This window comes from Paracoccus sp. MBLB3053, from assembly GCF_031822435.1.
Taxonomy (GTDB): domain Bacteria; phylum Pseudomonadota; class Alphaproteobacteria; order Rhodobacterales; family Rhodobacteraceae; genus Paracoccus; species Paracoccus aurantius.
Map to the genome: position 1 here is coordinate 211158 of NZ_JAVQLW010000003.1, position 26254 is coordinate 237411.

The following is a 26254-nucleotide window of genomic DNA, read 5'->3' on the forward strand; positions in this document are numbered from 1 at the left end:
ACAGGAGGACGGCCGATGTCGTTCGTCTCCATAAGCGATTTGCGTGTCGCCTTTGATGGGGTGCAGGTCCTGCACGGCATCGATCTTGAGATCGGCCGGGGCGAGGCGGTGGGCCTGGTCGGCGAAAGCGGCTGTGGCAAATCGGTGACATGGCTCGCGGCATTGGGGCTATTGCCGGGCAAGGCATCGGTTGAAGGCTCGGTCACGCTTGAAGGGCAGGAACTGATCGGCGCACCCCGCCGTGCGGTCGAGGCCGTCCGCGGCGCCCGTATCGCAATGATCTTCCAGGACCCGTCGTCTGCGCTGAACCCCGTTCAGCGGGTCGGCCGCCAGATCGGCGAAAGCCTAAGGCTGCATCGCGGATTGCGGGGGGCCGCGGCACGTGCCGAGGTGCTTCGGCTGATGGACATGGTGGGTATCCCCGACGCGAAAAGCCGCATTGACCTGTACCCGCACGAATTCTCGGGTGGGCAATGCCAGCGGATCATGATCGCGATGGCGCTGGCAGGTGAGCCCGATCTTTTGATCGCGGATGAGCCGACCACGGCGCTGGACGCGACGATCCAGGCCCAGATCCTTGACTTGTTGTCCGCGCTAAGGCGCCAGACCGGCATGGCACTGGTTTTCATCAGCCATGACCTTGGCGCCGTTTCGGCGGTCTGCGAGCGGGCAGCGGTCATGTATGCCGGTCGTATCGTCGAAACCCATGACATCGCTGGGCTGTTTCGCGATCCGGCCCATCCCTATACCCGTGGCCTGTTTCAGGCCATCCCGGATCTCGATGCAGGCCAGCATCGGTTGCAGCCGATCGAAGGAACCGTGCCCGATCCGCGCGCCTTGCCCCAGGGCTGCGCGTTTGCTCCGCGTTGCACGAGGTCGTCAGATATCTGCCACGCCTACCCCCCGGATCTCAAGGCCCAGCGAAACGGCGGCAGAGTCGCATGCTTCCATCCCGTGACGGCCCCCGGTGCCGACAGCCTTCCTCAGATGCGACAGGAGATCTCGGCATGACCATGCTGCTTGAGGCGCGGGGATTGGTCCAGCGCTACACCACTGCCAAGCCGCTCTTTGGAAAGGCAAGCGAGGTGCGTGCCGTGGACGGCATCGACCTTGCCGTTCGCGAAGGAGAGATCCTGGGCATCGTGGGCGAAAGCGGATCGGGCAAATCCACCTTGGGTCGGATGCTTTTGGGGCTGGAAACGCCCTTTGCCGGTTCGGTCACCTACCGTGGACAGCCTTTGCCCGACCCGCATGGCGAGGCCTGGCGCAGGTTGCGCGCCAAGATGCAGCTTATCTTCCAGGACCCGCTTGCCGCGCTGGACCGGCGCATGACCATCGCGCGCCAGATCGGTGAGCCTCTCGAGATCCACGGCCTCGCCAAGGGTGCCGCCCTGCGCGAACGCGTCGCAACCCTGATGGCGCGGGTCGGGTTGCGGCCCGATCAGGCGGCGCGCTACCCGCATGAACTTTCAGGCGGTCAGCGTCAACGCGTCGTCATCGCCCGCGCGCTGGCAAGCGGACCGCAGTTTCTGGTCTGCGACGAACCGGTTTCGGCACTGGACGTGTCCATTCAGGCCCAGGTGGTCAACCTGCTGCGCGAACTTCAGGAACGCGAGCGGCTCACCATGGTTTTCATCAGCCATGACCTCAAGGTCGTCCGCAATATCTGCGATCGGGTCGCGGTCATGTATCTGGGCCGTGTCGTCGAGGAAGCTCCGGCGGACAGGATCTTTTCCGACCCGCGCCATCCCTATACGCGAGCACTGGTATCCTCGATCCCGAAGGCAGGGCAGGGACTCGAAGGGCGCATCATCCTTTCGGGAGAGCCTCCAAACCCCGCGAACCGGCCTTCGGGCTGCGCCTTTCATCCCCGTTGCCCAATGGCCGATGCGGCCTGTGCCGCGACGCAGCCGACGCTGTTGCGCCATGACGGTCGGATGGCCGCCTGCCTGAAGCTGGGCCAAAGCCTGCAACCCGCCGCCTGAGGTTGAACATGATCCGTTTCCTATCCGCCAAGCTTTTGCGGGCATTCCTGACGATCCTTCTGGTCGTGACCTTCGCCTTTGTCGTTCTGCGCCTGTCCGGCGACCCCGCACAGGTTCTGCTTGGGCCGGATGCGCCACAGGATGCCGTCGACGCCTTCCGTGCGCGCTGGGGGCTGAACGACCCGCTTTGGCAGCAATATCTGGCCTATCTGAAGCAGATCCTGAGCTTCGATTTCGGTGTTTCGATGCGCGACCAGTCGCCCGCTATCAATCTGGTGATGGAGCGCATTCCGGCGACGCTTGCGCTGACATTGCCTGCGCTGTTCCTGAAGCTGGCCATCGGCATCCCTGCCGGCGTCTATGCGGCGTTGCACCGTCAATCGGTCGCTGATCGGGGCGTGATCATGATGTCGATCTTTGGTTTCACGATCCCGTCCTTCGTGCTGGGCCTTGTGCTGGTGCTGATCTTTGCGGTCAAGCTCGACTGGCTGCCTTCGGGGGGGCAGGACAGCTGGCGTCATGCCATCCTGCCGATTGCCACGTTGTCGATCGGCGGGATCGGCATTCTGGCGCGGTTCTCGCGTTCGGCGATGATCGAGGTGCTGGGTCAGCCCTATATCCGCACCGCAATGGCCAAGGGTCTGCCCTGGCGCGATGTGGTCTGGCGTCATGCCCTGCCAAATGCCGCCGTCCCGATTGTCACGTTGATCGGCTTCATGGTCGGTTCCCTGATCGCCGGGGCCGTGGTGGTCGAAAGCATTTTCTCGTGGCCGGGCGTCGGGCGGCTAATCGTGGTTTCGGTCGCGAACCGCGACCTTGCCGTGGTGCAATGCCTGCTGCTGGTCATTGCCGCCTCGATGGTGGTCGCGAACCTGCTCGTGGACTTCGCATACGGCCTGCTTGACCCGAGGCTGCGCGCGAAATCCGCCGCTCACTGAAGGACCGAAGATGAGCTCCGCCACAACCATGCCTGCGCCCCGCATCCTGACCCGCATTCGGCTGAAATTGCCCGTTCTGGTCTTCCTGTCATTGATCTGGCTCGGGTTGATGGTGCTGACGGCCATCTTTGCCGACCTGATCCGGCCCTATGACATCACCCGCATGGATCTGATTGCGCGTCTCGCGCCGATGGGAACACCCGGCCATCTGCTGGGCACGGACGAGCTGGGAAGGGATGTGCTTTCCCGACTGATCCAGTCGATCCGTGTCTCGCTGATCATCGCCTTCGGCGCGACGATCCTGTCGGCGCTCTTCGGCACGACACTGGGTTTTCTGGCCGCGCAGTTTCGGGGCTGGGTCGAACATCTGGTCATGGCCCTGGCAGATTTCCAGGCCGCGCTGCCCTTCATGATCATGTCACTGGCAGTTCTCGCCTTTTTCGGGTCGTCGATGGTTCTGCTGGTCTGTCTGATGGGGTTCTACGGCTGGGAACGCTATGCCCGCATCGCGCGCGGGCTTGCGATCTCGGCCTCAGCGCAGGGCTATGCGGCGGCGGTGGTCCAGCTTGGCGCGACGCCCCGACGGGTCTACCTGAACCATATCCTGCCGAATGTCGCGTCCACCCTGATCGTGTCGATGACGTTGACATTCCCCGAGATCATCTTGATGGAATCGGGCCTGAGCTTTCTGGGGTTGGGGGTCCAGCCGCCGCAGACCTCACTGGGCAATATGGTTGGGTTCGGCCGCGAATACCTGACGCGTGCGCCCTGGATCATGCTCGCGCCTTCGATCGTCATCGTGCTGACCACGCTCAGCATCTCGCTTCTGGGTGATTGGTTGCGCGATCACCTCGACCCCACCATTCGCTAAGGGAATTCCGAACATGGTCAAGATCATGGCGCATCGCGGCGCCCGCAACCTTTGGGCCGAGAACTCGGCATTGGGTTTCCGCGAAACCGCAAGGCGTGGTTTCGAGGCGGTCGAATTCGACCTGCACCTTTCCGATGCGGGCGAACTTCTGGTGATCCACGACGCGACGCTGGAACGAACGACGGACGGCGCGGGCCCGGTGCGCGCGCTAAGGCCCGATGAACGCAAAGCGCTGCGGTTGCGGGATGAGGATGGGGCACTGATCGACGAGGGTGTGCCAAGCTTCGACGAGGTGCTGGATATCCTGGAACCGCATCCCGTCGCCCTTTACGTCGAGCTGAAAGCCGACATCGAAGGCCAGCCCTATCCGGGAATGGTCGGTCTGGTGGCTGAAACATTGCGCAGACGTGGGCTCGAAAGCCGCTCGGTCCTGCACAGCTTCGACATCTCGGTCGTGCACGAGATCCGGGATGTTGCGCCCGACTTCGGTCGGCTCATCTCGGTCAATCTCGAATGGGCAGAACGTCAGGGCGGCATCGCCGCGCTGCTGCGCGAGGTCGAAGGGCTGGTCGATGTCGTGGGCATCCACCATGAGCTTTACGAAGCCGAGTTCGAACAGATCCGCAGGCTGCGTCCCGTCGAGGCCACCTCGGTCTGGACGGTGAATGAGCCGGAACTGATCCGGCGCTGGATCGCGCGCGGTCCCGGATTTGTCGTCTCGGACAATCCGGTTCTCGTGCGTGAACTTATGGCCGAAAGCTGCCCGGCATGACCTACAAGGCGATCCTGTTCGACTGCGACGGTGTGCTTCTGGACAGCGAGCCCCTTGGATGCGAGGCGCTGGCCCAGGCGATCAGCGCAGCGGGTGTTCCCTTGACCCGCGCCGAGGCGGCACAGATTTTCTCGGGCAACGGTGCCGATCAAAGTCGGGCATGGATGTCGGATGCCGGGCTCGACGCGAAAGCCGTCTTTGCCGAGGCCGACCGCATCCTGTTTCGCATGTTCGACGCGAATGTCCCGCATGTGCCCGGGATCGAGCCCGTCCTTTGGGACTTTGACGTGGCCATGGCGGTCTGCTCGAATTCCAGCATTGTCCGGCTGGAAAAATCGATCATGCGCACGCCGCTTGCGATGCGATTTGCCGGTCAAGTCTATTCTGCCGAGCAGGTTGCATTGGCGAAGCCTGCACCCGATCTTGCGCTTTTCGCCGCAAACCGGCTGGGCGTCGCGCCTGAAGAGGCGATCTTCATCGACGACAACATCCACGGTATCCGCTGCGCCCGTGACGCGGGATGCCTTGCCGTGGGCTTCGTCGGACCTTCGGAGCATCGCCCTGGCCATGCCGAGCGCCTGCTGGAAGCGGGTGCCGATCATCTGGTTCACGGCATGGCCGAATTTCACGACCTGCTGAACGACCTTTCCCTGCCCCTTTTCGAAAGAACAGCCTGATCATGAGCGATCTTCCCCTGCTGGGCGTTGCCCTGCCGACCAAAGAGCTAGAACATTTCCGCGATTTCATCCTTTCCGATGATCGCGATCTGGAACTTCAGGATTTCTTCGACGCGGATCTGTTGAACGGCGACTGGAAAGCTGTTGCGGATCGGGCCAAGGGCCTTCTGGCCGGCTATGCGGGCCGTCTGGGTATCCATGGGCCGTTCTGGGGGCTGAACATCGCCAGCCCCGATACGGACCTGCGCGCGATCATGACCCGAAAGTTTCTTCAGGGCCTCGAAGTCTGCGAATATCTGGGTGCGACCCAGATGGTGATCCATTCGCCCTACACCACCTGGGATTTCAACAATCTGGACAATTTCACCGGACGCTCGGCTTACGATCGCGTCACCGAGAATTGTCACCTGACCATGGCGCCCGTGGTGCGCCGCGCCGAAGATATCGGCGTCACCATGGTCATCGAGAACATAGAAGACAAGGACCCCGACATCCGTCGCATCCTGGCCGACAGTTTCGACAGTCCCGCCATGGCGGTGTCGATTGATACCGGCCATGCCCATTACGCCCATGGCTCGACCGGCGCGCCTCCGGTTGATTTCTACGTCCGTCGCGCGGGCGAGCGCCTTCAGCATATCCACTTGCAGGATGCCGATGGTCATGCCGACCGCCACTGGGCCGTCGGGGAAGGGTCGGTCAACTGGTATGCCGTCTTTCGCGCTCTTGGAGAATTGACGATCAAGCCCAGGCTGATCCTTGAATTGCGTGACAAGGCTGGCGTCCTGCCCTCGGTTGCCTGGTTGAACCGCATGGGACTGGCGCGCTAGTTCCTGACCTGTTCAGACATGCAGGAAACGCGTCTTGACGTCCGGGCTCCGCAAGAGTTCGGGCGTCGAGCCGGACCAGACGACCTTGCCTTTCTCGATGACGACATGACGGTCAGCAATGCGGGCGAGCGCGTCGACATTCTTGTCGATGATAAGGATGGCCTCGCCCTCGTCCTTGAGATGGCGCAGGCATGCCCAGATTTCGTCACGGATCAGTGGCGCCAGTCCCTCGGTCGCCTCGTCTAGGACCATCAGGGCAGGATTGGTCATCAGCGCCCGGCCGATCGCCAGCATCTGCTGTTCACCGCCCGACAACTGATCGCCCATATTGCGCCGCCGTTCGCGCAAGCGCGGGAACAGGCCATAGATCCGTTCAAGCGTCCATCCGGCCTTTCCACGTGTTCGGGCCGTGGCGATCAGGTTTTCTTCGACGGTCAGCGGCGCGAAGACCTGCCGACCTTCCGGCACAAGCCCAAGACCTGCCCGCGCGATGAGGTGGGGCTCGGCCCCCGTCAGGTCTCGCCCGTCCACGCTGACGCGCCCCGCACGCGGCCGCAGCAGCCCGAAGATCGCACGAACCGTCGTCGTCTTGCCCATGCCATTGCGGCCGAGCAGAGTAACGACTTCACCTCGACCGACCTCGAGGTCGATCCCGAAGAGCACCCGACTGTCGCCATAAGCGGCCTGCAACCCATCGACCTTCAGCATCAGCCGGCCTCCTCCTCTCCCAGGTAGGCGGCGCGGACCTTCGGATCGGCGCGCATTTCAGCTGGGCTTCCGCTGGCAAGAATGCTGCCATAGACCAGCACCGATACCCGATCAGCCAACGCAAAAACCGCCTCCATGTCATGTTCGATCAAAACCATGGTCAACCTGCCCTTCAACCCGGCAAGCAGGCCAATCAACTGGTCTGCTTCTTCGAGCCCCGTGCCTGCCAATGGTTCATCAAGCAGCAAGAGCCGGGGGCGGGTCGCCAGGGCCACGGCGATCTCGAGTTGCCGCTTTTCGCCATGGCTGAGCGCCGAAGCCGGTCGATCGGCACGATCAGCAAGGCCGACATCCTGAAGATGCTGCATGGCCTCGTCATTCCGCGCCGCCTCCGAAGCCGCGGCGCGGAAGAAGCGGAACGATGATCCGTTCCGCGCCTGCACCGCCAGCGCAACATTTTCCTTCACGCTGAAGCCAGGCAGAAGCGTGGTGATCTGGAAGGACCGCGCCAACCCCTTGCGGACGCGCGCCGCCATGTCGAGCCGGGTGATATCCTCGCCGCCATAAAGAATACGACCGGAATCCGGCCGGACCTGTCCGGAAAGCTGAGCGATCAGGGTCGTCTTGCCCGCCCCGTTCGGCCCAATCACGGCATGGACCTCACCTTCGGTTACGGTCATCGAGACTGCATCAGTGACTTTCAGCGCGCCGTAGTTCTTGCTCAGCGTGTCAACCTGCAACAGCGTCCTGGTCATTTGCTGTCCCGCATCAGCCCGAGCCGTCGCAACAGCCCGGAGATCCCGCCGGGTGAAAACAGCGCGATCAGAACCAGCACCATGCCAAAGCCAAGCCGCCAATGTTCGGAGTAGCTCGCGAATGCCTCTTCCAATGCGATCGTCGCAAGGGCGCCTGCCAGCGCCCCGGTCAGGCTGCCGATCCCGCCAAGGACGACCATGACGATAAGTTCACCCGAGCGATGCCAGCTCATATAGGCGGGGGAGACATAGGCGGCCTGGTTTGCCAGCATGACGCCAGCGACTGCGCAGATACATGCGGCTATGACATAGGCTGTCAGCTGGTAGGGAAAGGGGCGATAGCCGATCGCCTCCATCCTGAGCGCACTTTCACGGGTACCCGACAGCACCCGGCCAAAGCGGGACCGTGCGATCAGGTAGAGAACTGCATAGGTCGTCACGAGAAGGAACATCGTGACGTAGAATAGTCCGCTGGCCTGCTCGAGCACGGGGCGCCCGAAAAGCGTCGAACGTGCTGCAAGTGCGATCCCGTCATCGCCGCCGAGCGCTGAAAATGAAACGAAAAAGAAATAGGCCATCTGCCCGAAGGCAAGCGTGATCATGATGAAATAGACGCCTCGAGTGCGCAGTGATATCGCGCCCGTGACCAGCGCAAAGGGTATTGCCGCGCAGATGGCCGCCAGAAGATGTAGTCCCAGGTCAGAGATACCGGCACGGGACAGGATCGCCACAGCATAGGCGCCAAGGCCGAGATAGGCAGCGTGGCCGAAGGAGACGAGCGCCCCATAGCCAAGGATCAGATCAAGCGAAAGTGCCGCAATCGCGAAGACAGCCATCCGCGTCGCGATCACGATGAGGAAAGGTTGCCCGACGATATGCGCAAGCGGCGGCACAAGCGCCATCGCGGCCAGCAGCACGATTGCGACCTTGAGCCGACCGGAGAGGCGGGCGCGAGAGCGGAGCGGGAAAGCCGTCGCCATGCCGTTCATCGTGGCGTCGCCGTGCGTCCGAAAAGACCGGCGGGCCGCCAGAACAACACGGCGGCCATCAGGATGTAGACCAGCATGGGTGCCAACGTCCGCCCGGCCTGGGCGGCCGCGGCGGGTTCCATCACCGCCTTGAGAAGGATCGGGCCGAACATCCTGCCCAAAGTATCGACCGTGCCGACGAGAAGGGCCGCGAAGAACGCGCCCTTGACCGAGCCGACGCCGCCGATGACGATGACGACAAAGGTCAGGATCAGGATGGAATCCCCCATGCCCGGATCTACTGACAGGATGGGGGCGACGATCGCTCCTGCGAAGCCTGCGAGCATCGCTCCGGCTGCAAAGACCAGCATGAAAAGCCGGTTGATATCCACACCCAGCGCTGCGACCATCTCACGGTTTGCGGCCCCCGCCCGCAAGAGCATCCCGATGCGGGTTCGGGTGATGACGAACCAGAGCCCTGCTGCGATCGCAAGCCCTGTCCCGATCACTGCGATGCGGTAGATCGGATAGCGCATCGGTCCGACAAGTGCGATCGAGCCTGACAATGCCTCGGGCATGGGCACGGAAAGTGGTGCCGAGCCCCAGAAGATCCTGACAAGTTCCGAGAGAACCAGCACCAGCCCGAAGGTCGCAAGCACCTGGTCAAGATGGGGGCGATCGTAAAGGTGTCGGAAAACCAGCAACTCGAGAACTATTCCGACGCCCAGAGTGACTGGCAGCACAAGTGCGAGCGAGAACCAGAAGCTGCCGGTCGAGCCGGTAAGCGCGGCCATCACATAGCCGCCCACCATGTAGAGCACGCCATGCGCGAGATTGATGAAATCCATGATGCCGAAGACCAGTGTCAGGCCAGCGGCGACCAAGAACAGCAGGATACCGAACTGTGCTCCGTTGACGAGCTGCAGCAGGAACAGGTTGAACATCTTGGGTCCTCGGCCGATCGCGCCGCGCCCGTGGGGCCCGACGCGATCGGCGGCTTACTTCATTGGGCACTCGGCGACATAGCTGTCGGCGGCTGCGGTGAAGATTTTTTCGACCACCGAGGTGCGATAGGAACCGTCTTCGGCCTTGATCGCCTTTGTCAGGTAGAAGTCCTGAACGGGGAAGTGGTTGGACGAAAAGCTGAACTCGCCGCGCAAGCTGGGGAAGTCGGCGGCCCTTATCGCCTCGCGCAGCGCCTCGCGGTCAGTGGTCCCTGCCTTGCGGATCGCGCTGTCGAGGAGCATCAAGGAATCGTAGCCCCCCATCGCGTAAAGTGAGGGGACATGACCATAGGTTTCCTCGAAGGATTTGACGAATTCCGCATTGCCGGGTGTGTCGAGATCAGGCGCCCAGTTCGATCCGGTCAGCATGCCCACCGCCGCATCCTGTTCAGCCGGCAGGGTGGTTTCATCGACGGTAAAGGCCGACATCAGCGGAATGTCCGAAAGCCCCGCCTGGCCCCATTGCTTGACAAGATTGACCCCCATGCCCCCTGGCATGAAGGCGTAAACGGCCGCGGGCTGCATGGCCGCGATCTGTGCCAGTTCGCCAGAGAAGTCGAGCTGACCCAGCGGCACAAAAAGCTCTCCCGAGATATCGCCCTTGTAGACCGATTTGAACCCGTTCAGGCTGTCCTGCCCTGCCTGATAGTTCGGGGCCATGACATAGGCATTGGGTACTTCCTGACGGTTCATGTATTCAGCCAGAACCTGCGGCATCTGGTCGTTCTGATAGGACACGACAAAGATATTGGGATTGCAGTCCTTGCCGGCAAAGTTCGACGGCCCCGCATTGGGCGAAACAAGGATCGCTCCGCCATCGGTCACGGGCCCCGCAATCGCATTCATCACATTCGAGAAAATCGGCCCGATCACGAAGTCCACGTTTTGCCGCTCGACCAGTTCGCGTGCCTTCTGCGCCGCGATATCGGGCTTGCCCTCGTCATCCACCACGATGACTTCCGTGCTGCGGCCACCGATCGAGCCCCCCAGTTTCTTGGCCGCCAGCAGGACCCCGTCGCGCGCATGTTCGCCCAAGACCGCAGGCGGCCCCGAAAGTGTCACCAGGACTCCGATCTTGAGAGGCTCATCGGCATGGCCGGTCAATGGCAAAGCAGGCAGGACCAGCGCAGTCCACAAGGCAAGACGACGACCCATCAAGTGTTCCTCTTCATTCGCAAGGCAAAAGGTTGCAGCGCGAACAAACTCCTACAGGAAATTTCCCCGACGCAAGGAAAAACCGCCGAGGGGCCGCATTCCTGACGCTGATGCGATCTTGCAGCCTGAAAGGACAGCGTTACGCGATCATCTATTGACCTTGCGTCAAGCGAGGTTCGGTCGCGGGAAATCACGTTAATTTTCAATATATTTCATATGGATACGATTTAACTCCGCAGGAACATGTGACATTTGCGAATCTTTTAGGTATGCTCATGTCAAGCCCACGTGCTTGCGGCTGCCATCCGGCGGCCAGTCGCGGAGTCCCAAAGGGTCTCTTTCGATGGACAAGAAACGAAAGGTCAAACTTCATGAAATTGCTGAGAAGCTCGGCGGCTCTTCTGGGCCTGATGACGGCTGCGCAAGCGGTCCATGCGGCCGAGGATTGCGGAAGCTTCACGATCGCCGAAATGAACTGGGCCTCGGCAGGCCTGGCCGCCTGGGTCGACAAGATCATTCTGGAAGAGGGCTATGGCTGCGATGTCGGCCTGGTGACCGGCGATACGGTGCCCACCTTTACCTCCATGAACGAGAAGGCCGAACCTGACATCGCTCCCGAGCTTTGGGTCAACGCGGTCAAGGTGCCGCTGGAAGCGGCGACGAAGGAGGGGCGGATCATCGTGGCCTCGGAAATCCTGAGCGATGGTGGCGTCGAAGGGTTCTGGGTCCCGACCTGGCTGTCGGAGAAGAACAATATCAAGACGATCGAGGATGCCCTGTCGCATCCCGAACTTTTCCCGGGCGCCGAAGACGAAAGCAAGGGCGCGTTCTTCAATTGCCCGTCGGGCTGGGCCTGCCAGACCATCACCGCCAATCAGTTCGAAGCCCTTGGTGCAGAAGAGAAGGGTTTCGAACTAGTTGACAGCGGCTCGGCGGCAGGGCTCGACGGTTCGATCGCGCGTGCCTTCAACCGTGATGAAGGCTGGCTGGGCTATTACTGGGCCCCGACCGCGATCCTGGGCAAGTACGAGATGACGAAGCTGGATCTTGGTGTCGAACATGATGCCGAGCACTGGCATAACTGCACCGTCTCGAACACCTGCGCGAACCCCCATCTGAACGAGTGGCCGCGTTCGGATGTCTTTACCGCTGTGACCAAGGAGTTTGCGGAAGCAAATCCGGTCACCATGGAGTATCTTGGCAAGCGAGCCTGGTCGAACACGACGGTGAACGAACTCCTGGCCTGGATGGGTGACAATCAGGCCACCAACGAAGATGGCGCCTGGTACTTCCTTGAGAATTACCCGCAGGTCTGGACCGCTTGGCTGCCCGAGGACGTGGCCGAAAAGGTCAAGGGCGCGCTGTGAGCGACGATGCGGGGGCGCCTTCTGGCGCCCCGATATCCCGGACGCCGAAACCATGACGCAAAAGAAGAAGAAAAATGGACCTAGCTGAGTTTCCGGCAATGAGCCGGGGCGATCTTCGTGCCATGCGCACGGCTATCGATGGCGCATTCCGCGATTTCACCAGAGCCTATGGCGACACGCTGGAAAGCCTGTTCCACCCCGTCCAGCAATTGCTGATCTTTATCGAGAACCTTCTGATCGACACCCCGTGGATCATCGTCCTGATCGCTCTGGCCGGGTCGATCTGGGTGCTGGGTCGAAACTGGAAGATCGTCGTTGGAAGTGTGATCGCCCTTTGCCTGATCGGCTATTTCGGCATGTGGGAAGACACGATGCGCACAATCGCCATGGTCACGGTCTGCACCATGATCGCGGTTGCGATCGGAATTCCGATGGGAATCCTGATGGCCCGTTCCGACCGTGCAAATGCGATCGTGACGCCTGTTCTCGACATGATGCAGACGATGCCCAGCTTCGTCTATCTGATCCCGGTGGTCATGATCTTCGGCCTTGGCAAGGTTCCCGGCGTGATCGCCGTCGTGATCTATGCGGTGCCGCCAGTGATCAGGCTGACCAATCTGGGGATCAGGCAGGTCGCCGCAGACATGCTCGAGGCAGCCGCCGCCTTCGGGTCAAGCAGCTGGCAGACGCTCAAGGATGTGCAGATGCCGCTTGCCTTGCCGACGATCATGGCAGGCGTGAACCAGACCATCATGATGAGCCTTGCGATGGTGGTGGTTGCGTCGATGATTGGTGTGCGCGGATTGGGTCAGCCGGTTCTGCAGGCAATCAACAACCAGTATTTCACGCTTGGCGTGATGAACGGTCTGGCGATCGTCGCGATCGCGATCATCTTCGACCGCTCGACCCAGGCATATGGCAAGCGCCTGCAAAAGCATCTGGAGATCGTCCATGGCTGAAGCGATACACGACATCCAGATCCGCGACCTCTACAAGATCTTCGGTCCCAACGCCGCCGCACATGTCGCCGATGTCAAGGCGGGCATGAGCAAGGAAGAACTGAAGTCCCGTTTCAATCATGTGCTGGGCCTGAACGACATCAACATGGACATCCCGGCAGGCCGCATCCAGGTCGTGATGGGGCTGTCTGGTTCGGGCAAGTCGACCTTGATCCGTCATATCAACCGGCTCATCGAACCAACTGCCGGAGAGGTGATTTTCGAGGGGCAGGATGTCGTCAGGATGAGCCAGGCAGAGCTGCGCGAATTCCGTCGCAGGAAGACGGCGATGGTATTTCAAAAATTCGCGCTTTTCCCGCATCGAACGGTTCTTGAAAACACGACTTACGGCCTTGTTGTTCAGGGCCTGTCCCGCCGCGAAGCCGCAGAAAGGGCGCGTCGCTGGATTGCGCGCGTCGGGCTCGAAGGTTTCGAGGAAAGCTATCCAAACCAGCTTTCCGGCGGCATGCAGCAAAGGGTCGGGCTTGCCCGCGCGCTGACGAATGACGCGGAAATCCTGCTCATGGATGAGGCCTTCTCGGCGCTTGATCCGCTCATCCGGACCGATATGCAGTCGGTGCTTCTGGATCTGCAGCAGGAATTGCGCAAGACGATCGTCTTCATCACCCATGACCTCGACGAGGCCCTGAGGTTGGGCGATCAGATCGCCATTCTTCGTGACGGCCGGATCATCCAGCAGGGAACGGGCGAGCAGATCGTGTTGCGCCCTGCCGATGACTATATCAGCAGCTTCGTGCGTGACATCAAGCGCGGGCATGTGATCTCGGTAGGGACCATCATGCGCAAGGGGGCGCGGGCCGACTCTCCAGTGACGCTGCCCGCGACGGCCCTTTTGGAAGAGGCGGCTCGGGCGATGACCGGGGCGGATGCGAACCGGGCCAACATTGTCGACGCTGCCGGCAGGCATCTTGGGATGGTGACGCTTGCGAAGGCGGTGGCCGAAATGATCGCCCCCGACGAGAGCGAGGATCTTGACCCCGAGGCGCTGAGCGCCTGAGCTTCCCCAATCAAGGAACGGATCGGCCCCCAAGCATTCGTGCACGGGGGCCATTTTTTTCTTATTCGGCGAGAACATCTGTCGACGCCTGAACTCGCGATCAGAGCTGCGAACGAAGGTCGCGCAAGGCAGGGTCCTCGGGGTTGATCGCAAGGGCTTCATCAACAACCCTGCGCGCGGCATCCGGGCCATTCTGAGCGGCCGCGATCCTGACAAGCATGACCCAGGCCTCGACCCGTTGGGGGTCGAGCCTTACGACCTCGCGGAATGCACCCGTCGCGGCAGTCAGGTTGCGCATCGTCAGTGCAAGCCCGCCCAGCACCAGATGCGTCTCGGGGAAATCCAGCCTGTTGCCCAATGATCCGCGCCATTCATCCATGGCCCGCTTGAGGTTTGACCCGACGCTTTGCGAAAGGCCGGCCGTTGGCAATGACAGAAACTCCTGCGCCGCTGCAAAACGCACGAGCCTGACCGGATCGGTCAGCAGCGGCGATAGGTACTTGACGCTATCTTCGGGCGCGGCCGCGCGCTGCAAGCGCGCAGCCGAGGACCGGACGATCGGGCTTGGATCGCGCAAAAGGGCGCTTGTCGATCCTGCGAGCTTGGGATCGGCCGCGGCTTCAAGAAGATATAGCGCCGTCGCCCGCACGATATCGGGCGAGTTCTTGTCCCGCGCAAGTGCGGCAAGAGAAGGAACCGCCCCGGCCGGCTCTGTCTGCATCCGGGCAATCGTCGTGCCGAAATGGGGACCGCGCTTTTCAGAGTCAGGATACCACTCCTCGATCTTCGTCGCGGCCCATTCGGCCGTCTGGTCCTTGTGGCAGGTGGTGCAGGCGTCCGGTGCACCGGTCTCGGCGGCGAGATCGGGACGCGGGATGCGGAAGCTGTGATCCGCGCGTTCGTCGATCCCCATATAGGTCTGCTCGACCATGTGACAGTTGCGGCAGAGCGCTCCTTCGGAGCCTTCCTTGTGGAAATGATGCGCGGGGCTGTCGAATTCTTTCAGCGGAAGGGTGGGGAAATCGGGGTTTCCGGCGGGCGAATGGCATTGCAGGCAGACCGCGTTTCCGTCTGCGACGAGCTGGGCGGAATGCGGGTCGTGGCAATTCATGCAGCTGACGCCTTTCGCATACATCTTGGATTGCAGGAATGACCCGTATTCATAGACCTCTTGCAGGATCTGCCCATCGGAATGGTAAAGCCCCGGCGTCAGCAGCGACAGGCGATAGGCATCATGATAGGGCGTTCCGGGCAGGGGGTTTCCCTCTCCGAATGCCTCGCGACGGGAATGACAGCCGGCACATTGCTGGATCCATTTCTCGGCCCCGCCATCCGTGGGCATCGTGAAGCCATGGGCGTCCAGCCCCGCGATCGAGACAGGAATGCGGTTTTCGACCCATTCGAGATGCTTCGAGCCCGGTCCGTGGCAGGCTTCGCAGCCGACGCCGATCTCGGCCTGGATCGAATGATAATTGCGGGTCTCCGGGTCATAGTTCTTTTCGAATCCGGTGGCGTGACACTCGGCGCAACGGGCGTTCCAGTTCTTGTAGGAGCCCGTCCAGTGCAGCCCGTCCGAGGGTGGCAATTCCTGATCGGGATATAGGTGATACCATTTCTTCAGATCATCGTCCCAGACCACGTCGAAGCTTTGCAGGCGGCCCGGTTCAGTTTCGAAGATATATTGCTGAAGCGGGGCGATGCCGATCACCGAATGGACCGTGTAGTCGGTCGTCACCCCATCCCGTTCGGTGACACGAGCATGATACCCCTTGTCGTCGTGCGAGAACTTGACCGTCATTCCGTTGCCCTCGAACGAGGAATTGTCGAAATCGGCGACGATCGTATCCTGTGAAGGTTCGGTCCATGCCAGGCCGTGATGTGACCCCTTCCACGTCTCGGCCTCGGCCGCGTGGCATGAGGCGCATTGCGCGGACCCTACATAGGCTGGAGTTTCCTGAGCAATGGCCGGACCAAATGTCAGCGCGAGGAGAAGGGCGGAGAGTCTGGCTATCAACGGTCTGTGCTCGGGCTTGGCTGCGTCGGGACGAGCCTAGCTGCGTTCGCGCGCGCAGCACAACGGAAAGATCGTCGATGGCGGCGATGGCGGTAATGCCGCAACAGACCTTTTTCGTGCATCGGACTTGGACTTGCTCTCGCCTCAGGGCATTCTGAACGCACCTAGACGGCCAATCTCCCGAAATTGTCGGGAGCAATCGGAAACCTGATACCGGAGCCGACCCATGCGTGCATTGCAAACCGTTGCCGTTCTTCTTTGTTCTGCCATTCCTGCCACTGCCGACCCGCTTCCGTCCTGGAACGACACCCCGACCAAGACGGCGATCATCGAATTCGTCGAGAAGGTCACGGACCCGGCCTCGGACGACTTCGTCGCCATGGAAGATCGTATCGCGACCTTCGACAATGACGGGACACTCTGGGCCGAGCAGCCCGCCTATTTCCAGCTTTTCTACGCGCTCGACAAGCTGAAGGAGAAGGCGGCTGCCGATCCGTCGATCCTTTCATCAGACGTTCTGAAGGCCGCGAACGAAGGCGACATGCAGGGCATGATGGCCAAGGGCGAAGAGGGTTTGATCGAGATCCTGAACATTTCACATTCCGGCATGACGGTGGATCAGTTCATGGCAGATTCCAGCAACTGGCTCTCGACCGCTGCGCATCCTACCACCGGGATGCATTATGCCGACATGACCTACCAGCCGATGGTTGAATTGCTCAGCTATCTACGGGATGAAGGGTTTTCGACCTACATCGTCTCTGGTGGCGGTGTCCATTTCATCCGCTCTTTCTCGGACGAGGCCTATGGCGTTCCGCCGGAAAACGTCGTCGGGACAGAGGGTGAAACAAAATTCGAAGAGGTGGATGGAAAATTCGTGCTGATGAAGCATGGCGGAGTGACCTTCATCGACGACAAGGAGGGCAAGCCGGTGGGAATCGATCGCCACATCGGGAAACGCCCGATCTTCGTCGGCGGAAATTCGGATGGCGACTTCCAGATGCTGCAATACGCAACCGAAGCCGAAGGGCCGACTTTCGGCCTGATCGTTCACCACACTGATGGGGAACGCGAATTCGCCTATGACCGCGAAGGTTCCATCGGCGTTCTCGATCGCGGTCTGGACGAGGCCGACGCACGAGGCTGGGTGCTGGTCGATATGGCAAATGACTGGAGCCGGATCTGGTCCGGCAAGAAATAGCTAGCTCGACCGATCGCGAGTGCGGTGGCGGGAACTGACGGGCCCGCCAACCTTGCGGGGCCGTTCCGCCCGATAGACTTCGCCGGTGTTTGCCGCCGTCAGGCGGCGGCGGCGCGATGCAGAATGTCGTCTCAGTTTCGGAGCACAAATGGGAATCGCCATAATCCTGCTCGCGTTGTTTCTGCTTATCGTGCTGGCTTATCGGGGCGGATCGATCCTGGTCCTGAGCCCGCTTCTGGCTGTGGGGGTCGCGGCAGCATCGGGTGAGCCCGTGCTTGCGAGCTACACCCAGACCTTCATGAACAACACGGGCGGCTTCATCGTCACATATTTCCCGCTTTTCCTGCTGGGGGCGATCTTCGGCAAGCTGATGGAGGTATCGGGCGCGGCGGCGGTCATCGGCGAGGTCAGCGTCCGTATTCTGGGCGAGGGCAGGGCTATGTTAGCAATTATCCTGTCCTGTGCGGTCCTGACCTATGGCGGGGTTTCGCTTTTCGTTGTGGCCTTCGCGGTCTACCCGATCGCTGCGGCGGTGTTCCGGCGCGCCGATCTGCCGGCCCGTCTCATCCCCGGCACGATCGCACTGGGTGCATTCACCTTCACGATGACGGCTCTGCCGGGAACCCCGGCCATCCAGAACGCGATACCGATGCCGTATTTCGGAACGACGCCATTTGCCGCGCCCGGCCTCGGGATCGTGGCCGCGCTGGTGATGCTGGCTTTGGGATATGCCTGGCTGAAGCACCGATCCATTTCGGCCCTTCGCGCCGGAGAGGGCTTTGACGGCAGACGGCCGGTCGGCGTCGGCGCGGATGTGGTCAGGGATGCCCCGCAGTTGCCAGAAGGAGACACGGGGCAAGCGGGGCGGCAGATATCGCCCCCGCTCGCGCTGCTTCCCATCGTGCTGGTCATCGTCACCAATTTCCTGCTGTCGAAATGGATATTCCCTGCCGCGGATCTATCCTACCTTGCTGAGCCTCGATGGGATGGTCTGAGGCCACAGGATGTGATCGGCGTGTGGTCGATCATCATTTCACTGACGGTTGCCTGCTTGCTGGTGCTGGTCTTGAATGCGCGACAGGGCGGGTTGCGCGGTGCAGTATCGGAAGGCGCGCACGCATCATTGATGCCTATTTTCAACACCGCGTCCCTGGTCGGCTTCGGAGCGGTCATCGCTGCGCTTCCCGCCTTTGCCGCCATCCGCGATGCGCTGATGCAACTATCGGGTGGCAATCCGCTGATCTCGCTTTCGATCGCCGTCAATATTCTTGCCGGCATCACGGGCTCGGCCTCCGGTGGCATGAGCATCGCTCTTGATGCCATGGGCGATCAGTATCTCGCCTTGGGTCGAGATGCGGGTATCCCGCCCGAATTCCTGCATCGTGTCACCTCGGTCGCAACCGGGGGGCTGGACGCATTGCCGCATAACGGGGCGGTCGTGACGTTGCTTGGCATATGCGGAATGACCCATGCGAAATCCTATCTCGACATCTTCGTGGTCGCCGTCGCGGGTCCGCTGGTGGCACTGGTCGCGATCATCACGCTCGCATCGCTCTAGGCTCTATGCGCCTGCCGTCACGGGATGAAGCGGGGCGCCGCTGCGCGAAAATGCTGAAATATTGGCAAGGGTCATCTGGGCGATAGCGTCAAGCGCCTCGGTGGTCAGAAACGCCTGATGGCCCGTGATCAGCACGTTCGGGAAGGTCAGCAGGCGCGCAAAGACATCGTCCGGGATGATCTGGCTCGACAGATCTTCAAAGAACAGATCCCCCTCTTCTTCGTAAACATCAATACCCAAAGCCCCGATCCGCCCGGATTTGAGCCCTTCGATCGCCGCTGCCGTGTCGATCAGCGCCCCGCGGCTGGTGTTGATCAGCATCGCCCCCTGCCGCATCGAGGCGATGGTGTCGGCATTGATCAGGTGTCTCGTGCCAGGCGTAAGGGGACAGTGCAGCGAGAGGATATGACTTTGCGCCAGAAGCTCGGCAACGGGAACGTAGGTGACCCCCAGTTCGAGGCAATCGGGATTATCGAAAAGATCATGGGCAAGAACGCGGCACCCAAAGCCGGTCAGGATGCGGGCCAGTACGACGCCGATCGCGCCGGTGCCGACAATTCCGGCGGTCTTGCCGTGCAGATCAAAGCCGATCAGCCCATCCAGTTCGAAATTTCCCTCGCGCACGCGGTTCCAGGCGCGGGTTATCTTGCGGTTAAGGGCCAGAATCAGGGCCATAGTATGCTCGGCAACCGCGTGGGGCGAGTAAGCCGGAACGCGTGCCACCGCAATGCCCCGGCGGCCTGCTTCGACCAGATCGACATTGTTGAAGCCCGCGCAGCGAAGCGCGATCAGACGGACGCCGCGTTCCGCCAGGCCCGCAATCACCTTGGCATCCAGCTGGTCATTGACGAAGACGCAAACCGCGTCGGCTTTGTCTGCGAGAGCCAGCGTGTCTTGCGACAGGCGTGATGAATGGAACCGCAGCTGGCAATCCGACGCGGCATTGGCCCGATTCAGCGCGGCCTTGTCATAGGGTTTGGTCGAAAACACCGTCACACGCATCGTCGCAACCTTTCTGGGGCCATGCCACGATCCCATAACTCTGGCTGAAGCGATAGCCGGACCGCCCGGAAGGGGATAGACAGTTGCATCCGAAGTTCTCAGCGCCGCGCGACGAAGAAGTGACGTGGAAAGGCCAAGAGGCAGCGACCAGCGGTTTCAGGATATGCGGGACGGATTTCGGCCTGATAGGCAGAGAGGAACTCGTCCTGCTCGGAAGGCGCGAGCAATTCAAGATATGGCCTCAAGGCAGAACCCTTGAACCATTCGACGATTGCCGACGTCCCGCCTAGTTCGAAGTGGTAGGTCGTTTTCCAGACGTCCACAGCCGAACAGAGTGGCCGGAGCAGGGCGTGGATTTCCTGGGGGGAAAGAAGGGGTTTGCGTCTTTCTCCAGCCCCATGCAGTCGGCCCGCCCAGCGTGGGTCCGCCGCGACCGCGCGCATGGCACGATGCGAAGGCTCATCCAGATTGTCAGGCATCTGCACGGCAAGAACCCCACCGGGCGCGGCGAGGCTCAGCAGCTGCGGGAAGAGCGATGCGTGGTCACCCACCCATTGCAGCGAGGCATTGGCAAAGATCAGGTCCGGTGCTCGTGTTGGGCGCCAGTCCTCGATCGGAATTTCGGTGAACCGGCAGGCCGCAAGGTTGCTTCGGGCTGCCGCGATCATGTCCGGATCGGAATCGATGCCTTGGATTTCGGCTTCGGAATATCGCTCGGCCAGAAGGCCGGTCGAGTTCCCCGGCCCGCATCCCAGATCAACGATGATCGCTGGGTCGGTCAACGGAACCGCCGCAAGCAGATCGCGAGCGGGGCGGGTTCTTTCGTCGAGAAACCTCGAATATTGCGTAGCATCCCATCCCATGTATCAGGTCCCCTTCCATCCAGGACGTCGCAACCATTCATTAGCTTGCATGCGATCTGCAAGCTTCGTCATGAGGCGGTTTCTCGATTGGGGTCATGGCGAGACGGGAATTGTGCATCCAGGCACGCTGCCTGGCCTGTCTTGCTGGGAAGAAAGTCGTGCAAAGGCTCATGGTTGTTGACAGGAACGTGATCCGGCAAGCACCCTTGAGTTGATTTCCATCGCGTCGAGGGGGGAGCCTGACGCATCGGAGATGTACAGGGGAGGAAGAGATGAAAAGACAAGGAATTGTTGCTGGGCTCATGCTCAGCTCTGTCCTGGCCGGACCGCTCGCCGCGCAGGACAATATGGACAAGCTGACCAGCATGCAGCGCACCGATGCGACATTCACAATGGTGCCGCAGGATGATGAACATGCGCAAGCGCTGCAGGACATCATCCAGCACATCAAGGTACCCAGCGGCTTTGAAGTCAGCCTTTACGCGGTGGTGCCCGATGCGCGCTCGATGGCCGTTGCACCTCAGGGAACCGTCACCTTTGTCGGGACGCGAAAGGACAAGGTCTGGTCCGTCGTGGACCGCGACCGCGACCGGGTGGCGGATGAGGTCAAGGATTTCGCCCCATCAGTCACGTTCGACATTCCGAACGGACCTTGCTTCTCACCCGACGGTTTTCTCTTTATCGCCGAGCGGAACCGCGTCCTGACGTTCCCCGCGGCCGAATTCTTCTTCGAGGGGCCTGACCCTGCCGTCGGCGTCGTGGTCGAAAAGGGCGAGCTGATCCCGCCCGACGAGGAAAGCTTCAACCACACCGCGCGGGTCTGTCGCGTCGGGCCCGATGGAAAACTTTATATCTCGCTTGGCCAGCCGCATAATGTCCAGCCGGTCGACAAGTATGAAATTTATGACGAATTGGGCATCGGCGGTATCATCCGCATCAACAAGGACGGCTCGGGGCGCGAGGTCTTCACCCGTGGTGTGCGGAACTCGGTCGGGCATGACTTCAACCCGGCGAATGGCGATCTGTGGTTCACCGACAATCAGGTCGACGGGATGGGCGATGACATTCCGCCCGGCGAACTGAACCGGCAGACTGCGGCTGGCCAGCATTTCGGCTTTCCCTGGCTGAACGGATCGGTCGAGATCCCCGAATACAAGGACGTGCCGCGACCCGAAGGTGTCGAATTCGTCGCTCCGGCGGTCGAGATGCAGGCCCATGCCGCCGATCTGGGCATGCGTTTCTATACCGGCAACTCATTCCCCGAAAAATACCGGGGCGGGATCTTCTCGGCCCAGCATGGCTCGTGGAACCGCACGACGCCGGTCGGCGCCCAGGTCATGTTCACGCCGGTCGATGCCGAGGGCAATGCTGGTGCGACCGAGGTTTTCGCCGAAGGCTGGCTGAACAAGGATACCGGAGAGTATCGCGGCCGTCCCATGGACATCGCCTTCCTGCCCGATGGCTCGATGCTGGTTTCCGATGATTTCGCCGGCGCGATCTGGCGTATCGCAGCCACGAAATGAGGATTGCCCTTTCTCTGGCTCTCGGCGGGCTCATGCTCGCCGGGGGCGCCGTGGCCGAGCCGCAGGGGAACCGTGCCGAAGGTCGCAAGCTTGCCGGCCAGTGTCGCACCTGCCATGGGCTGGATGGTCTGGCCCAGATCCCGATTGCGCCCCATATCGGCGGCGAGTCGGAAGCCTATATCCGCACGCAGCTTGCCGCTTTCCGGGACGGCACGCGCGAACATGAGATGATGAGCATCGTCGCGAAGACCCTCACCGATCAACAGATTGCCGATCTCGCGGCATGGTATGGGAGTCACCGTGTCACCGCGACGCTGCAGGCCGACCCGGCTGCGGCACCCGAGCAATGCATCGCATGCCACGGGACGGACGGCATCCGCCAGATCGACGAGGCGCCCAATCTCGCGGGCGAGACGAACATCTATATCGACACTCAGCTTAAAGCCTTCCGAAGCGGTGCGCGACAAAGCGACATGATGTCTCCGATCGCGTCCGACATGAACGACGAGGAAATCAGGGCTGTCGCGGACTGGTTTTCTGAAGTGAAGATCAAGATCGATCTGGTCGAGTGATCTGGGTCGAGGTCGATCCGGGGGAGTTGCCACCTCCGGATCTGAATTGTCTCTGGAAACAGGCGACCGTCAGGCTGGCCTGACTGGAAGCAGGTCGTAGGATGGGGCTTTGGCCTCCAGATGCGCGCCGCGACGAAGAAGCAGGCGATCGGACTGCGGGCGCGAGATCATCTGCTCGAGGCTCCAGGCCTCGAAAATCATCAGATCTGCCCGCCGTCCCTCACCGATACTCCCTGCCTGAAGGCCGGTTATTGCTGCCGGCCTGGGTCCGGCCAGCGCGGGAGCGTCATCGAAGGGATGGTCGAGATGCAGGATGCGCACGGACTGACGCCAGGTGTCGAGCATGTCGTGATCGCCATAGGCGTAGAAAGGATCTCGGCAATTGTCTCCGGCCACGGCAACCGGAACACCGGCAGCACGCAATTCGTGGATTGGCATCACGCCGCGCCAGCGCGGCGTATGTCCCGGTTCGCGATCCTGCAGATACATATTCACGGTAGGTAGCGTGATCAGCTGCAATCCCGCCTCGGCGATCAATTCAATGGTCGCGGCAAGCTCGCCATCGGGCAAAAGCGCAAGCGAGCAACAATGGCCGCATGTGACGCGGCCCTGATAACCGTGCCGGATCGTGGCCCGCGCGACATGGGGCAGGGCATCGGCCTTCGCCGCTTCGTCGACGTGAAGATCGATATCGAGATCGCGATCGGCCGCGAGCGTGAAGAGCTTGTCCAGCAGCGCATCCAGATCGCCGAGCCCGCCGCCATGGGTTCCGCCAGACGCCCGCGTCACGCCCCCCATCAGGCCGCCGTGCCGGGCGACCAGATCGGCCAGTTCGGTTCCGTAATCCTCGCGATAGGCATCGATCGGGACAAGGGCCACGGCCTGAAGGTCGATCCGGTCGGCCCATGCGGCGCGGGTTTCGGCGAAAGCGGCCCAACTCTGCGCGCCTTGGCCTTCGTGGCTGTCGATATGGGTGCGGATCGTGGCAACCCCATGTGCCTCGGCGCAGCGCAAGCCGAAATCCATTCGTGACAGCAGGTCATCGCGGCGCCAATGCGCGATGCGGTCGCGCGTCGTGGCTACCCGTGCGCCATTGTGGTTCCCGCCCGAATCCGGGGCGCGGCCCGCAACATGGCCCTTGTCGAGATGGGTATGGGCATCGACCAGCATCGGCCATAGCTGACGACCCTGAAGATCTATGGCAGGCGCGGCGACATGACCCGCGCCGCTGGCGCGGATCTGCATAACCGTTTCACCGTCCAAGAGCAGGTCAACCCGAGCCGACCCGTCCCCATCGACATCAGCGCCACTCGGGACGCCGCCGGCAAGAAGCGATTGGGGCACACGGGCATTGCGCAGCAGAACGCGACCCTTGCCGTCGAGGCGGCGCAGTTGCATTGCCGCGGGGATCATCTGGTCATCCATCACTTTTTCTTTCCATGAAGTCTTCGGGTCGTGCCGCCTCAGTCGCCATCTGGGGCGGTCGTGAACAGGCGCTGCACAAGTTGCAAAAACCGGCTGCCGGCCGGAGAAAGCTGACCTCGTGCGCGATGCGCGAGCATCAGCCGCTGACGGCCGGCAGCCGCTTCAAGCGGCAGGAAGGCCAGGTCGCCATCACGCAATTCCTGATCCACATCGACGCGGTTCAGGAAAGTGATATGGGGCGCACGCCGGACCAGGCGTTTCATCAATTCGGTCGAGTTGGTCTCGACGGTCGGCATCAGCACGGACCCGGCCGGGGCGAGGTTCTGGACCACCTCGCGCAACGAGAGACTTGGATCGGCCAGCACCAGCGGATAGACCAGACAATCGGATAGCCGAACGCTGCTCTTGATCGTCAGGGGATGGTTTCGCGCAACCACGGCGCCAAGCTGATGCTGAAACTCGGCGGCGAGGTGAAGGCGCGGGTCGATCGGCAGGTTATAGGCAAGCGCCAGCTCCGCCTCACCCGAGGCCACGGCCTCGATGACCTCGGGGCGCGTCCCGACCGTCACCCGCAGATCGACCTGCGGATGAGTTTCGCGGAACTCTGCCACGACATCGGCAAGGCGCCCAGCGGCGAGCGTCGCCATGGTCGCGACGGTGACCTCTCCCCGCGACAGGCCCTTCAGGGCCTTGATCTGCGCGCGCATCCGGTCATGCGCACGCAGCGTTTCGCGAATATGGGCGACCAGCATTTCGCCCGAGGTGGTCAGCTTCAATCCTTTCGGCAGACGTTCGAAGATAGGCGCGCCTAGATCTTCCTCCATTTCGAGAACGAAACGGTTCACCGCCGAGGCCGAGACGTTGAGGACACGCGCTGCCCTGCGGATCGAGCCCTGACGCGCGACTTCGTCGATATAGCGCAGCGCGCGACCGTGCAGCATGAGCCTTCCGGAATTCGAGACGGGTGTGTTTGCACCCACGATGTCACCCGGAAGGCCCATTCTCAACGTCTCACTTCTTGATCGCGGCGAAGTTCGCGTTGATGCGCATGGTCAGGTAGTCGCCCGCGGTCATGGGCTCATACTTGCCCAAGGGGCCGACCATCAGCGCGTCGCGATTGGCTTGGCAGAAGAATGGAAGCGACAGGCGACGGCCCATGTATTCACCCTCGCGCGGCATGCGGACGCGGTGGAGCGTCGATTGCAGCTGATCGTCCGACCAGCGCATCAGCATGTCGCCGATATTGCAGGTGATGTAGCCGTTGCGCGGCGGCACGTCGGTCCATTGGCCGGTCGCGGCGTCCTTGCCGGGGCAGACTTGCAGCCCGCCTTCGCCCTCTTTCTGGTGCAGGATGGTCAGGCAGTCAAAGTCGGAATGGGCGCCCGCACGCCACGCCTTGAAGTCCTCGGGCTGGGCGTTCTCCATCGACATGTAGTGGATCATCCGCAGGGTCGACTGATACTGATCGCTCGACGGGTCATGGGCCTTGGTGAAGAAATCCTCGGCAAAGCCCATCTTCAGTGCGAAGCAGGACAGGATGCGCATGCCAAGTTCCCAGTTCTGACGCTCGAAGCGCAATGCGCGCTCCTTGAAGCCGGGCAGTTCCGCTTCGGTTGGCCACTTGCCGTCCATCAGGGGGCGCGTCACCTGATAGCTTTCCTTGTTGTCCGGCGTTCCGGTCGAGGGCCGGACCTGGGCCTTGAATTCCCAGCCCGCATTCGTGCCCTTGGGCATCGGGTATTGCGCCTTGATCTCTTGCGGCAGTTCGAAGAACTCCCATGCGTTGTCGAAAGCCGCGTCGATGTCTTCTTGCGGGATGCCGTGGTTATAGACCTGGAAGAAACCGATATCGGTCGAGGCCGCCCAAAGCGCATCGGCGATCTCGTGCTTGCGGTTCTCGAAATCCGAAAGGTCGATCGCTGGAACGGCCCGCTCGACGGTGGTGCCCTCGCCGCCGATGGTGGTTTCCTTGTTCAGCTCGGCCAGAGCGTAGTTTTCGTTGGACATTGCAGTCTCCTTTGATGCCGTTTCCGGCGGTGGGGGAGCAATTTCC

The 26254-nt window shown here is 61.6% G+C and carries 25 protein-coding genes; 14 read left to right on the forward strand and 11 right to left on the reverse strand.

What is annotated here, in order from left to right; translation table 11 throughout:
* The first annotated feature begins 15 nt into the window (after positions 1-15).
* Genes RGQ15_RS17605 through RGQ15_RS17635 form a run of 7 tightly spaced genes read left to right on the forward strand, consistent with a single transcriptional unit; the run spans position 16 to position 6070 of the window.
* A complete protein-coding gene (locus RGQ15_RS17605; protein WP_311161991.1) occupies positions 16-1011 on the forward strand; it encodes an ABC transporter ATP-binding protein in 996 nt (331 codons plus the stop codon).
* Positions 1008-1985, forward strand: a complete 978-nt coding sequence (locus RGQ15_RS17610; RefSeq protein WP_311161992.1) for an ABC transporter ATP-binding protein — start codon at positions 1008-1010, stop codon at positions 1983-1985. The genes RGQ15_RS17605 and RGQ15_RS17610 overlap by 4 nt, the downstream gene beginning before the upstream one ends.
* Before the next feature lie 8 nt (positions 1986-1993).
* Positions 1994-2923: an ABC transporter permease gene (locus RGQ15_RS17615; RefSeq protein WP_311161993.1), complete on the forward strand. Its 930-nt coding sequence runs from the start codon at positions 1994-1996 to the stop codon at positions 2921-2923.
* Positions 2924-2933: 10 nt separating this feature from the next.
* The gene (locus tag RGQ15_RS17620; protein ID WP_311161994.1) at positions 2934-3794 is read left to right on the forward strand and encodes an ABC transporter permease; all 861 of its coding nucleotides are present in this window, start codon (positions 2934-2936) and stop codon (positions 3792-3794) included.
* Between the two features lie 13 nt (positions 3795-3807).
* On the forward strand, positions 3808-4566 hold the full coding sequence (locus tag RGQ15_RS17625; RefSeq protein ID WP_311161995.1) for a glycerophosphodiester phosphodiesterase family protein: 759 nt from the start codon (positions 3808-3810) through the stop codon (positions 4564-4566).
* Complete coding sequence (locus RGQ15_RS17630; RefSeq protein WP_311161996.1) at positions 4563-5243, forward strand: HAD family hydrolase; 681 nt, start codon at positions 4563-4565, stop codon at positions 5241-5243. The genes RGQ15_RS17625 and RGQ15_RS17630 overlap by 4 nt, the downstream gene beginning before the upstream one ends.
* 2 nt (positions 5244-5245) lie before the next feature.
* Positions 5246-6070: a sugar phosphate isomerase/epimerase family protein gene (locus RGQ15_RS17635; protein ID WP_311161997.1), complete on the forward strand. Its 825-nt coding sequence runs from the start codon at positions 5246-5248 to the stop codon at positions 6068-6070.
* Positions 6071-6082: 12 nt separating this feature from the next.
* Here RGQ15_RS17635 and RGQ15_RS17640 read toward each other — a convergent pair whose 3' ends face one another.
* From RGQ15_RS17640 to RGQ15_RS17660, 5 genes are read right to left on the reverse strand one after another with little or no spacing between them, the layout of a single operon-like run.
* The gene (locus tag RGQ15_RS17640; protein WP_311161998.1) at positions 6083-6778 is read right to left on the reverse strand and encodes an ABC transporter ATP-binding protein; all 696 of its coding nucleotides are present in this window, start codon (positions 6776-6778) and stop codon (positions 6083-6085) included.
* A complete protein-coding gene (locus RGQ15_RS17645; RefSeq protein ID WP_311161999.1) occupies positions 6778-7533 on the reverse strand; it encodes an ABC transporter ATP-binding protein in 756 nt (251 codons plus the stop codon). The genes RGQ15_RS17640 and RGQ15_RS17645 overlap by 1 nt, the downstream gene beginning before the upstream one ends.
* Positions 7530-8513, reverse strand: coding sequence for a branched-chain amino acid ABC transporter permease (locus RGQ15_RS17650; RefSeq protein ID WP_311162000.1), 984 nt, complete (start codon positions 8511-8513; stop codon positions 7530-7532). The genes RGQ15_RS17645 and RGQ15_RS17650 overlap by 4 nt, the downstream gene beginning before the upstream one ends.
* A gap of 5 nt (positions 8514-8518) precedes the next feature.
* Complete coding sequence (locus RGQ15_RS17655; RefSeq protein ID WP_311162001.1) at positions 8519-9445, reverse strand: branched-chain amino acid ABC transporter permease; 927 nt, start codon at positions 9443-9445, stop codon at positions 8519-8521.
* A 54-nt stretch (positions 9446-9499) separates the two neighbouring features.
* Positions 9500-10660 (reverse strand): ABC transporter substrate-binding protein, encoded by a 1161-nt coding sequence (locus RGQ15_RS17660; RefSeq protein WP_311162002.1) that lies wholly within the window; start codon positions 10658-10660, stop codon positions 9500-9502.
* 371 nt (positions 10661-11031) lie between these two features.
* On the opposite strand from RGQ15_RS17660, the gene RGQ15_RS17665 reads away from it, so the two are divergent.
* The 3 genes from RGQ15_RS17665 (at position 11032) to RGQ15_RS17675 (ending at position 14043) form a co-directional block, all read left to right on the forward strand.
* Entirely contained in the window at positions 11032-12027 is a 996-nt protein-coding gene (locus RGQ15_RS17665; RefSeq protein WP_409201354.1) for an ABC transporter substrate-binding protein, read from the forward strand.
* Between the two features lie 74 nt (positions 12028-12101).
* Positions 12102-12986, forward strand: coding sequence for an ABC transporter permease (locus RGQ15_RS17670; RefSeq protein WP_311162003.1), 885 nt, complete (start codon positions 12102-12104; stop codon positions 12984-12986).
* Positions 12979-14043, forward strand: coding sequence for a quaternary amine ABC transporter ATP-binding protein (locus RGQ15_RS17675; protein ID WP_311162004.1), 1065 nt, complete (start codon positions 12979-12981; stop codon positions 14041-14043). Before RGQ15_RS17670 ends, RGQ15_RS17675 begins: the two co-directional genes overlap by 8 nt.
* A gap of 100 nt (positions 14044-14143) precedes the next feature.
* Here RGQ15_RS17675 and RGQ15_RS17680 read toward each other — a convergent pair whose 3' ends face one another.
* On the reverse strand, positions 14144-16057 hold the full coding sequence (locus RGQ15_RS17680; protein ID WP_311162005.1) for a multiheme c-type cytochrome: 1914 nt from the start codon (positions 16055-16057) through the stop codon (positions 14144-14146).
* Between the two features lie 226 nt (positions 16058-16283).
* Here RGQ15_RS17680 and RGQ15_RS17685 point away from each other — a divergent pair, with 226 nt between their 5' ends.
* Complete coding sequence (locus tag RGQ15_RS17685) at positions 16284-17258, forward strand: HAD family hydrolase (protein WP_311162006.1); 975 nt, start codon at positions 16284-16286, stop codon at positions 17256-17258.
* A 148-nt stretch (positions 17259-17406) separates the two neighbouring features.
* Positions 17407-18816 (forward strand): GntP family permease, encoded by a 1410-nt coding sequence (locus tag RGQ15_RS17690; RefSeq protein ID WP_311162007.1) that lies wholly within the window; start codon positions 17407-17409, stop codon positions 18814-18816.
* Positions 18817-18819: 3 nt separating this feature from the next.
* Here RGQ15_RS17690 and RGQ15_RS17695 read toward each other — a convergent pair whose 3' ends face one another.
* Together RGQ15_RS17695 and tam are read right to left on the reverse strand one after the other, a co-directional pair.
* Positions 18820-19818 carry a 2-hydroxyacid dehydrogenase gene (locus RGQ15_RS17695; protein ID WP_311162008.1) on the reverse strand — a complete coding sequence of 333 codons (999 nt, stop codon included), beginning with the start codon at positions 19816-19818 and terminating at the stop codon, positions 18820-18822.
* Between the two features lie 98 nt (positions 19819-19916).
* The gene (tam, locus tag RGQ15_RS17700; protein WP_311162012.1) at positions 19917-20681 is read right to left on the reverse strand and encodes a trans-aconitate 2-methyltransferase; all 765 of its coding nucleotides are present in this window, start codon (positions 20679-20681) and stop codon (positions 19917-19919) included.
* Positions 20682-20953: 272 nt separating this feature from the next.
* On the opposite strand from tam, the gene RGQ15_RS17705 reads away from it, so the two are divergent.
* Together RGQ15_RS17705 and RGQ15_RS17710 are read left to right on the forward strand one after the other, a co-directional pair.
* On the forward strand, positions 20954-22204 hold the full coding sequence (locus RGQ15_RS17705) for a PQQ-dependent sugar dehydrogenase (protein WP_311162014.1): 1251 nt from the start codon (positions 20954-20956) through the stop codon (positions 22202-22204).
* The gene (locus RGQ15_RS17710; protein ID WP_311162015.1) at positions 22201-22776 is read left to right on the forward strand and encodes a c-type cytochrome; all 576 of its coding nucleotides are present in this window, start codon (positions 22201-22203) and stop codon (positions 22774-22776) included. The genes RGQ15_RS17705 and RGQ15_RS17710 overlap by 4 nt, the downstream gene beginning before the upstream one ends.
* A gap of 69 nt (positions 22777-22845) precedes the next feature.
* Here RGQ15_RS17710 and RGQ15_RS17715 read toward each other — a convergent pair whose 3' ends face one another.
* The 3 genes from RGQ15_RS17715 to RGQ15_RS17725 are packed head-to-tail and all read right to left on the reverse strand — an operon-like array spanning position 22846 to position 26208.
* Positions 22846-24201 carry a cytosine deaminase gene (locus RGQ15_RS17715; protein ID WP_311162016.1) on the reverse strand — a complete coding sequence of 452 codons (1356 nt, stop codon included), beginning with the start codon at positions 24199-24201 and terminating at the stop codon, positions 22846-22848.
* A gap of 38 nt (positions 24202-24239) precedes the next feature.
* On the reverse strand, positions 24240-25202 hold the full coding sequence (locus tag RGQ15_RS17720; protein ID WP_311162018.1) for a LysR family transcriptional regulator: 963 nt from the start codon (positions 25200-25202) through the stop codon (positions 24240-24242).
* A 10-nt stretch (positions 25203-25212) separates the two neighbouring features.
* The gene (locus RGQ15_RS17725; RefSeq protein WP_311162020.1) at positions 25213-26208 is read right to left on the reverse strand and encodes an isopenicillin N synthase family dioxygenase; all 996 of its coding nucleotides are present in this window, start codon (positions 26206-26208) and stop codon (positions 25213-25215) included.
* Between the last annotated feature and the right edge of the window lie 46 nt (positions 26209-26254).